The organism is Kocuria sp. CH-021 (genome assembly GCF_049716185.1).
Taxonomy (GTDB): domain Bacteria; phylum Actinomycetota; class Actinomycetes; order Actinomycetales; family Micrococcaceae; genus Kocuria; species Kocuria cellulosilytica.
Window position 1 is genome coordinate 254,671 of the sequence record NZ_JBNAFK010000003.1, and the last position, 8,838, is coordinate 263,508.

Annotated in this window: 9 protein-coding genes; 6 read left to right on the forward strand and 3 right to left on the reverse strand. The window is 72.0% G+C overall.

Annotated elements, in window-relative coordinates:
• The first annotated feature begins 166 nt into the window (after positions 1-166).
• On the forward strand, positions 167-1,996 hold the full coding sequence (locus ACPYN7_RS03695) for a gamma-glutamyltransferase family protein (RefSeq protein WP_424346722.1): 1,830 nt from the start codon (positions 167-169) through the stop codon (positions 1,994-1,996).
• 39 nt (positions 1,997-2,035) lie between these two features.
• Here the strand turns inward: ACPYN7_RS03695 and ACPYN7_RS03700 are convergent, their stop codons facing one another.
• The 3 genes from ACPYN7_RS03700 to ACPYN7_RS03710 form a co-directional block, all read right to left on the reverse strand.
• A complete protein-coding gene (locus tag ACPYN7_RS03700) occupies positions 2,036-2,659 on the reverse strand; it encodes a TetR/AcrR family transcriptional regulator (RefSeq protein WP_058875438.1) in 624 nt (207 codons plus the stop codon).
• A 106-nt stretch (positions 2,660-2,765) separates the two neighbouring features.
• On the reverse strand, positions 2,766-4,109 hold the full coding sequence (locus ACPYN7_RS03705; protein ID WP_058875439.1) for a phenylacetate--CoA ligase family protein: 1,344 nt from the start codon (positions 4,107-4,109) through the stop codon (positions 2,766-2,768).
• A 1-nt stretch (position 4,110) separates the two neighbouring features.
• Positions 4,111-4,602 (reverse strand): hotdog fold thioesterase, encoded by a 492-nt coding sequence (locus ACPYN7_RS03710; protein WP_058875440.1) that lies wholly within the window; start codon positions 4,600-4,602, stop codon positions 4,111-4,113.
• 210 nt (positions 4,603-4,812) lie between these two features.
• Here ACPYN7_RS03710 and paaA point away from each other — a divergent pair, with 210 nt between their 5' ends.
• Genes paaA through paaE form a run of 5 tightly spaced genes read left to right on the forward strand, consistent with a single transcriptional unit; the run spans position 4,813 to position 8,686 of the window.
• Positions 4,813-5,829 carry a 1,2-phenylacetyl-CoA epoxidase subunit PaaA gene (gene paaA, locus ACPYN7_RS03715; RefSeq protein WP_082697259.1) on the forward strand — a complete coding sequence of 339 codons (1,017 nt, stop codon included), beginning with the start codon at positions 4,813-4,815 and terminating at the stop codon, positions 5,827-5,829.
• A gap of 2 nt (positions 5,830-5,831) precedes the next feature.
• On the forward strand, positions 5,832-6,149 hold the full coding sequence (gene paaB, locus ACPYN7_RS03720; protein ID WP_017833090.1) for a 1,2-phenylacetyl-CoA epoxidase subunit PaaB: 318 nt from the start codon (positions 5,832-5,834) through the stop codon (positions 6,147-6,149).
• Positions 6,146-6,973, forward strand: coding sequence for a 1,2-phenylacetyl-CoA epoxidase subunit PaaC (gene paaC / locus ACPYN7_RS03725; RefSeq protein WP_424346723.1), 828 nt, complete (start codon positions 6,146-6,148; stop codon positions 6,971-6,973). The genes paaB and paaC overlap by 4 nt, the downstream gene beginning before the upstream one ends.
• A gap of 7 nt (positions 6,974-6,980) precedes the next feature.
• Positions 6,981-7,526, forward strand: a complete 546-nt coding sequence (gene paaD / locus ACPYN7_RS03730) for a 1,2-phenylacetyl-CoA epoxidase subunit PaaD (RefSeq protein WP_424346724.1) — start codon at positions 6,981-6,983, stop codon at positions 7,524-7,526.
• Positions 7,526-8,686, forward strand: a complete 1,161-nt coding sequence (gene paaE / locus ACPYN7_RS03735) for a 1,2-phenylacetyl-CoA epoxidase subunit PaaE (RefSeq protein ID WP_424346725.1) — start codon at positions 7,526-7,528, stop codon at positions 8,684-8,686. Before paaD ends, paaE begins: the two co-directional genes overlap by 1 nt.
• Positions 8,687-8,838 lie beyond the last annotated feature (152 nt).

Sequence of the window (8,838 nt, forward strand, 5' to 3'; positions counted from 1 at the left end):
GGGGGGTCGCGCTGCTCCGGGGGGCTCGGCGACCGCCACGGCCGGGGCGCCCTGTCGCGGGGCTGCGCCCGGTGCTAGCCTGACCAGCACCCCGCCCGGACCCTCGCGCGTGCCGCTGCCCCGCCGCGCAGGGCCGCCGGCGGACGCCACGGCCGGAGGAGACACCATGCGCCGCAGCCCGAGCCCCGCCCACCGCACGGCCGCCCTCGCGCTGGGCCTCCTCCTCGCCCTCACCGGGTGCGGGCCCGCCGCGCAGGACGGCGCGGGGACCCCGTCCGAGCCGGCCGGCACCGCGGCCTCCACGCCGGCGCGGACGCCGGGCTCGGCCACGACGTCCGCGACGGGCGCGGCCGAGGAGCCCGCTCCGCACGTGCAGGCGGTCGTGTCCTCCCACGAGCTGGCCACCGCGGCGGGGGCGGAGATCCTCGAGGCCGGTGGCACCGCCGCCGACGCCGCCGTCGCGGTCGCCGCCGTGCTGAGCGTGGTGGAGCCCTACTACTCGAGCGTGCTCGGCGGCGGCACGTGGGCCCTGTACTACGACGCGGAGCGCGACGAGGTGACGAGCCTGAACGGTGTGGGTCCGGTCGGCAGCGCGGCGACCCTCGCCGACTACCGCCCGCGCGCCGGCGACTTCGGCATGCACCAGGCCATCCTCCCCGGCGCCTGGGACGGGTGGATGCTCTGGCTCGGCGAGTACGGCGAACTGGGCCTGGGCGAGGTCCTCGCGCCGGCGATCGCCGTGGCCCGCGAGGGGTACCCCGCGAGCTCCGAGATGATCTACTGGCTGACCCGGGAGGAGGCGAACATCCGGCAGAGCCCGGTGATGAGCGAGCTCTACACCCGTGACGGCGCCCTGCTGGAGGCCGGTGAGACCGTGCACCAGGAGGACATGGCCGGCACCTTCGAGGAGCTCGTGGCCGCCTACGAGGCCGCTCCCGGCCGCTCCGCCGGGATCCGGGCCGCGCGGGACCACTTCTACCGCGGGCCCGTGGCGGAGGCCGTCGTCGCCTTCTCGGAGCGCAACGGCGGATACCTCACCCTCGAGGACTTCAGCAGCTACTCGGCGCAGATCGTGGACCCGATCTCCATCGACTACGGCGAGGACGTGACCGTCCACCAGAACCCGCCCAACAGCCAGGGCATCGCCATGCTGGAGGCCCTCAACATCCTGGACGAGGACGACTTCTCCGGCCGCTCCCCCGACGACCCCGACGTGGTCCACCGGCAGGTCGAGGCGGTCAAGCTCGCCTTCGCCGACCGGTACGCGCACGTGGGCGACCCCGAGCGCACCGACGTCCCCGTGGAGCGGCTGCTCTCGGACGAGTACGCCCGGGCCCAGCGGGCGCGCATCGACGACGACCGCGCCGCGCAGTGGCCGATCGGCAGCGGGCTCGACCGGCAGGCCTCGGACACCACCACGTTCCACCTCACCGACCGCTCCGGCAGCGCCGCGGCCGTGACCACGAGCCTGGGCGGGCAGTTCCTGGTGGTCGGGGACACCGGGATCCACATCAACGAGCGCATGAGCTTCCTGTCCCTCGACGAGGACGACGTCAACGCCGTGGCGCCCGGGGCCACGGTGCGGCACACCTCGGCGCCCTTCATGGCACTGCGCGACGGCCGGCCGTACCTGCTCGGCGGCAACACGGGGATCGACACCCAGCCGCAGGGACAGCTCCAGCAGTTCATGAACGTGGTGGACTTCGGCCTGACGCCCCAGGAGGCGGTGGCGCGGCCGCGGTTCGTGAGCACGGCCTTCCCTGCGTCCAACTATCCCCACGCGGCCGGCAACACCCTCCAGGTGGAGCCGGAGTTCTCCGACGCCGCGGTCCGGGAGCTGCGCCGCCGGGGCCACGACGTGACTGTGGGGGACGGCATCTTCGGGACGGCGAACATGCTCGCCGTGGACGAGGAGGGCGCGGGGGCCCGGCTGGGCGTGGAGCCGCGGAACGAGACCGCCGCCGGGACGGTGCTCCCCGGACCGCCGGGACGGTAGCGTCCGTCCCCGGAGCACCGCCCCTGACCGGCGCGCGGGTCAGGGCGCCCGCAGCCCCGAGAACGCGAGCACGACGACGGTCTCGGCCAGCTCCTCCCATGCCTGGCCCGCGTCCGGCCGGTACCAGTCGACGATCGAGTTGATCATGCCCAGGAGCAGGCGGGACGCCGACCGTCCGCTGAGGTCGCGGCGCAGTTCCCCCTCCGCCTGGGCCTGCTCGATGAGCGCGCCGACCCGGCGGGTGACGGTGCGGCGGCGCTCGAGCGCCCGGGTCTCGACCTCCGAGTTGCCCCGCAGCCGCAGGAGCAGCGTCACGTAGGGCATCTGCTCCACGAGCACGCGCACGGTCCCCCGGATCACCTGCTCGAGCCGCTGGACCGCGGGGGCGTCCGTCCGCTCGGCGGAGACCAGGACCTCCTCGAGCGCGTCCAGGGCCCGGCCGAGGGCCTGCTCGAGGATCTCCTCCTTGGACTCCACGTGGTGGTAGATCGCGGACTTCGAGATGCCCAGGTGCTTGGACAGCGTGCCCATCGACGTGGCGTCGTAGCCGTGGACGTTGAAGACCTCCACGCACACGGCGAGCAGCGTCTCGCGGTCGTAGCCGGGCCGGCCGCGGCGCGGGGCCGCGCCGGCCGGAGGAGCGGGCGCCGGTGCGTGCGTCATGAGGACCTCGATCTCGGTGGGGACGGGCAGGACAACGATCCTACGACGCGAGGAGCCCCCGAGCGGTCTCGGGGGCTGGTCGCGGCACGGGTGGGCGCGCGGGGCGTCACGCGTCCTTGCGGTGGTCGTAGACGCGGCGCAGCTTGCCGGAGGACCGGGCGAGGCTTCCCGGCTCGGCGATCCGGATCGAGGCGGAGGAGCCGATCTTCGTCTTGATCGCGTGCAGGAGCTTCTGGCCGCCGGCCTCGGCGGCCTCGACGGTCACCTGCTCGCGCCGCTCGATGTTGATGGTCATCTGGTCCATCCGGTGCGGCCGGGTGATCTCGAGCGTGAAGTGCGGGCTCAGCTCCGGCACCTGGAGGGCGAGCTCCTCGATCTGGGAGGGGAACAGGTTGACCCCGCGGAGGATGATCATGTCGTCGGAGCGGCCCGTGATCCGGCCCATCCGCCGGTGCCCGGGCCGGTCCGTGCCGGGGAGCAGGCGGGTCAGGTCGTGGGTGCGGTAGCGGATGATCGGCAGGGCCTCCTTGGTGAGCGCCGTGAACACGAGCTCGCCGGGCCGGCCGGTCTCCTGCACCTCGTCCGTGAACGGGTCGATGATCTCGGGACGGAAGTGGTCCTCCCAGATGTGCGAGCCGTCCTTGGACGCGGCGGACTCCCCGGCCACGCCGGGGCCCATGACCTCCGAGAGTCCGTAGATGTCGCACGCGTCGACGTCGAAGGCCGTCTCGATCTCCCGGCGCATCTCCTCGGTCCAGGGCTCCGCCCCGAGCACCGCGGTGCGCAGGGACGTCTCCCGCGGGTCCAGGCCGAGCTTCTTGAAGCCGTCCGCGATGGTCAGCAGGTAGGTCGGGGTCGAGAGGATGGCCTCGGGCTCGAAGTCCCGGATCATCTGGACCTGCTTCTCGGTCTGCCCGCCCGACATCGGGATGACGGCGCAGCCCAGGCGCTCGGCGCCGTAGTGGGCGCCGAGCCCGCCCGTGAACAGCCCGTAGCCGTAGGCGTTGTGCACCTTGTCGCCGGGGCGCACGCCGGAGAGCCGGAAGCAGCGGGCCACCAGACCCGCCCAGGTGTCGAGGTCGTTCTGGGTGTAGGCCACCACGGTGGGCTGCCCGGTGGTGCCGGAGGAGGCGTGGATCCGGCGGACCTCGCTCATCGGCACGGCGAGGGACTTGAACGGGTACGCCTTCCGCAGGAACTCCTTGTCCGTGTACGGGAAGAGCCGGAGGTCCTCGAGCTCCTTGAAGTCGCCCGGGTGCACCCCGTGGCCGTCGAAGAGCTCGGTGTAGGCGGGGACGTTCTCGTAGGCGTGGTGCAGGGTCCAGCGCAGCCGCTCGACCTGCAGGGACTCGACCTGGTCCCGGCTCATCGTCTCCTCGGGGTCCGGCTGCGACCGGTCCGCGGGAGCGGGGGCGGGGGTGTAGGGGTTCGGGACGGAGCACTCGGTCATGTCACACTTCCTCGGGCTGCGGGACGGACGGCTGGACGGGCTGCAGGACGGGCTGCTGGGCCGGGTCCCCGGCGGGCGCGGCGGCGCGCCGGGCCGGGTTCGGGATGGTGCGGCTGCGGCCCCGGAACTCGGCGATGAGCCGGTCGCCGGCCAGGACCTGGATGTCGTAGACACCGCTGCGCCCCGCCTGGGCGCGCACGGTCCCCACGGCGGTGAGCTCCTGCCCGCGGTGGGCCGAGGCCAGGAAGTTGATGTCCACCCCCGCGGCCACCGTGATGGTGCTGCCGTCGCCGGCGGGATCGTTGCACGCGAGGGCGAAGCAGGTGTCCGCGAAGGCGAAGACCATGCCCCCGTGGGCGATGCCGAACCCGTTGAGCATCTCCTCCCGCAGCGTCATGCGGATCTGGGCGTGGCCGTACTCGGCACGGTCCACGGTGATGCCCATCCAGCGCGAGGTGTGGTCCCCCGCGAGGATCGGATGGCCCTGGGACATGTAACTCTCCTCACAATTCACGACCGAATGTTCAGTAGACAATCCCACTCCGCCGCCCATGTCAACCCGGGCGCCGCTCGACAGCATCCTGCCGAATTCGGGAACCACCTGTTGACGGAGCCTGCACGGACACATATTCTGAACGAACGGTCAGTTAGTCGCGTGCGGCCCTCCCGCCCCGCGGCGCCATCTCGTCGGAAGAGGGACACCATGACTACGCAGAACACGGGCCTCCACGCAGTGCCCGCCGCGGACGCGGCCGAGCAGGCCGAGCTCGACCGCGCGGGCGAGGAGCACTTCGACCGCATCATCGCCGAGGACTCCCGGATCGAGCCGCGCGACTGGATGCCCGCCGCCTACCGCAAGACGCTGGTCCGCCAGGTCTCGCAGCACGCCCACTCCGAGATCATCGGGATGCAGCCGGAGGGCAACTGGATCTCCCGGGCGCCGTCCCTCAAGCGCAAGGCCATCCTCATGGCCAAGGTGCAGGACGAGGCCGGCCACGGGCTGTACCTCTACTCCGCCGCCGAGACCCTGGGCACGCCGCGCTCCGAGCTCAACCAGCAGCTGCTGGACGGCCGCGCCAAGTACTCCTCGATCTTCAACTACCCGGCGCGCACCTGGGCCGACATGGGCGCCATCGGCTGGCTCGTGGACGGCGCGGCGATCGCCAACCAGGTCCCGCTGTGCCGAGCCTCCTACGGCCCCTACGGCCGGGCCATGGTGCGCATCTGCAAGGAGGAGTCCTTCCACCAGCGCCAGGGCTGGGAGATCCTCTACGAGCTCTCGCACGGCACGCCCGCCCAGAAGCAGATGGCGCAGGACGCCGTGAACCGCTTCTACGGCCCCTCCCTGCAGATGTTCGGCCCCCCGGACGACGACTCGCCCAACTCGAAGCAGTCCATGGCGTGGAACATCAAGCGCTTCTCCAACGACGAGCTGCGCCAGCGCTTCGTGGACATGATCGTCGAGCAGGCCGCGGCGCTGGACCTCACCCTGCCGGACCCGGACCTCAAGTGGAACGAGGAGCGCGGCCACTACGACTACGGCCCGCTGGACTGGGACGAGTTCAAGGCCGTCGTCGGCGGCCGGGGCCCGTGCAACCTCCAGCGCATGCAGCGCCGCCGCACGGCGCACGAGGACGGCGCCTGGGTCCGCGAGGCCGCCGCCGCCTATGCCCGCAAGACCGCCGCGGAGCGCAGCTCCGCCGAACTCATCGGAGCCTGAGCATGAGCGAGAACACCGTGAGCCCGATCGGCGCGCCCTCGGACGAGTGGCCCCTGTGGGAGGTGTTCGTGCGGTCCTCGCGCGGGCTCTCCCACGTCCACGCCGGATCCCTGCACGCCCCGGACGCCACGATGGCCGTGCGCAACGCCCGGGACCTCTACACCCGCCGCAACGAGGGGACCTCCGTGTGGGTCGTGCCCTCCGCGGCCATCACCGCGTCGGACCCCGACTCCAAGGGCGGCTTCTTCGAGTCCGCGCAGGGCAAGAGCTACCGCCACGCCACGTACTACACCAAGAGCGAAGGGGTGAAGCACCTGTGAGCTTTGCATCCCACGATTCCGCGACCCGGCAGAGCGCCGGCGAGGCGATCACCGCGGAGGACATCGCGGCCGGCGGGGAGAAGGCCCCCGAGGACGTGGCCCGCTACGCGCTGTACCTGGGCGACGACGCCCTGATGCTCGCCCAGCGCCTGGGCTGGTGGATCGCCCGGGCCCCGGAGCTCGAGGAGGACATCGCGCTGGCCAACATCGCCCTGGACCTGCTCGGGCACGCCCGGTTCTTCCTCAGCTACGCGGGCACCGCGTGGGGGAAGACCGAGGACGACCTCGCCTACTTCCGCGACGAGGAGGAGTTCCGCTCCTGCCGCCTCGTGGAGCAGGAGAACGGCGACTTCGGGCAGACCATCGCCCGGCAGCTGATCTTCTCCTACTACCAGTACGAGCTGTACCGGCGCCTGGTCCGCTCCTCCGACCCGACGCTCGCGGCCATCGCGGACAAGGCGCTCAAGGAGATCGAGTACCACCAGGACCACGCGAGCCAGTGGCTGCTGCGCCTGGCCCTGGGCACCGAGGAGTCCCGGCGCCGGATCGAGGCGGGGCTGTACTACATGTGGCCCTACGTGGACGAGCTGTTCCACGACGACGAGCTCATCGAGTCCCTCGGGGACGTCGCCGTGCGCCCCTCCTCGCTGCGGGCCGACTTCGACACGCGGCTCAAGGCCGTCCTCGACGAGGCGGAGCTGTCGGTCCCCGAGGTCCTGGGCGCCTGGGGCGGCGACCGCTCCGGGCAGTTCAGCGAGCAGCGCGGCCACATCCTCGCCGAGATGCAGGTGCTGGCGCGCCAGCACCCCGGCGCCACCTGGTGAGGAGGCGATGACGATGACCGACTCCGAGCAGGCGGGCGACACGCAGGTCACCGGCCGGGAGCTGCGCCCCGAGGACGAGGCTGCCGGCCGCGTCTGGGACATCGCCGCCACGGTGAACGACCCCGAGATCCCCGTGCTCTCCATCGCCGACCTCGGCATCCTGCGGGACGCCAGGGTCGAGGGCGGGCGCGCCGTCGTCGTCATCACCCCGACCTACTCCGGGTGCCCCGCGATGGAGACCATCACGACCGACGTCACCCGGGCGCTCAACGCGGAGGGCTACGACGACGTGCGGGTCGACCTCGTGCTGCAGCCGGCGTGGACCACGGACTGGATGAGCGAGGACGGCCGGCGCAAGCTCGACGAGTACGGCATCGCCCCGCCCACCGGCCGGGCCGCCGCCGGCCCCGTCCGGCTGGGGCTCACCGTCAAGTGCCCGCGCTGCCACTCCCTGAACACCCGCGAGCTGACCCGCTTCGGGTCGACCGCCTGCAAGGCGCTCCACGTCTGCAACGAGTGCCTGGAACCCTTCGACTACTTCAAGGTGCACTGATGACCGAGATCACCGCCCCGGCCAAGCGCCGGGCCACGTTCAACACCCTCGAGGTGTCCCAGGTCCGCAAGCTCACCGCGGACTCGGTGGAGGTCGCCTTCGCCGTGCCGCCGGAGCTCGTGGACGACTACGACTACCTGCCCGGTCAGTACGTGGCGCTGCGCGCCCGGATCGACGGGCAGGAGGTCCGCCGGTCCTACTCGATCTGCGCGGAGCCCCGGCGGGGCGAGATCCGGGTGGCGATCAAGCAGGACATCGGCGGGGTCTTCTCCACGTGGGCCAACGAGTCCCTCGAGGCCGGCGACAAGCTCGACGTCATGAACCCGCAGGGGGCGTTCATCTCCAAGCTCGGGCTCACGAGCATGAACGACCCCGAGAAGCTCGCCGCCGAGGAGGTCGCGAAGAACGCGTCGGTCCACCTCGTGGCCTTCGCCGCGGGCTCCGGGATCACCCCGATCATGGCGATCGCCAAGGCCGTGCTGCGCGCCTCGGAGACCTCCACGTTCGACCTCGTGTACGCGAACCGCTCCGCCATGGAGGTGATGTTCGCCGAGGAGCTCGGGGACCTCAAGGACAAGTACCCGTCCCGCCTGGCGGTCCACCACGTGCTCTCCCGCGAGCAGCGGATCAGCCCGCTGATGTCCGGGCGGATCGACGCCGACAAGCTCAAGGACATCCTGGACGAGGTCCTCCAGGTGGACCGGACCGACGAGTGGTTCCTGTGCGGGCCGTTCGAGCTCGTCCAGCTGTGCCGGGACACCCTCGCCGAGCGCGGCGTGCCGGAGGACAAGATCCGCTTCGAGCTCTTCAGCACCGGCCGCCCCGAGAACCCCCAGGGCCAGCAGGGCCGCGTGGTCCAGGCCGACCCCTCGGGCGAGAGCTACGACATCACGTTCAACCTGGACGGGCTCTCCTCGCAGATCGAGTCCCCGAAGAACGCCCAGGAGACCGTGCTCAACGCCGCCCTGCGGGTCCGCCCCGACGTCCCGTTCGCGTGCGCGGGCGGGGTGTGCGGCACGTGCCGCGCGAAGGTCGTCTCCGGGGAGTTCGTGATGGAGGAGAACTACGCCCTCGAGAAGGACGAGATCGAGAAGGGCTACGTGCTCACCTGCCAGACCCGCCCCACCTCCAAGGAGCTCGTCGTCGACTTCGACGCCTGAGCCGCTCGCTCCGGGGGCCCCGCCCCAGCACGGGGCCCGGCCCCCCGGCCCGGCCCCCCCCCCCGCCCCCACCCCAGGTACCAACCCCCGCACCCACCCCAACCACGGGCACCCAGTGTGCACCCGCCACAACCCCGGTACCAGGGCCCAGG

Coding starts and splice junctions, on each gene's coding strand:
- paaA (WP_082697259.1), top strand. CDS start 4,813: ATGACTACGCAGAACACGGGCCTCCACGCAGTGCCCGCCGCGGACGCG.
- paaD (WP_424346724.1), top strand. CDS start 6,981: ATGACGATGACCGACTCCGAGCAGGCGGGCGACACGCAGGTCACCGGC.
- ACPYN7_RS03695 (WP_424346722.1), top strand. CDS start 167: ATGCGCCGCAGCCCGAGCCCCGCCCACCGCACGGCCGCCCTCGCGCTG.
- paaE (WP_424346725.1), top strand. CDS start 7,526: ATGACCGAGATCACCGCCCCGGCCAAGCGCCGGGCCACGTTCAACACC.
- ACPYN7_RS03710 (WP_058875440.1), bottom strand. CDS start 4,602: ATGTCCCAGGGCCATCCGATCCTCGCGGGGGACCACACCTCGCGCTGG.
- paaB (WP_017833090.1), top strand. CDS start 5,832: ATGAGCGAGAACACCGTGAGCCCGATCGGCGCGCCCTCGGACGAGTGG.
- ACPYN7_RS03700 (WP_058875438.1), bottom strand. CDS start 2,659: ATGACGCACGCACCGGCGCCCGCTCCTCCGGCCGGCGCGGCCCCGCGC.
- ACPYN7_RS03705 (WP_058875439.1), bottom strand. CDS start 4,109: ATGACCGAGTGCTCCGTCCCGAACCCCTACACCCCCGCCCCCGCTCCC.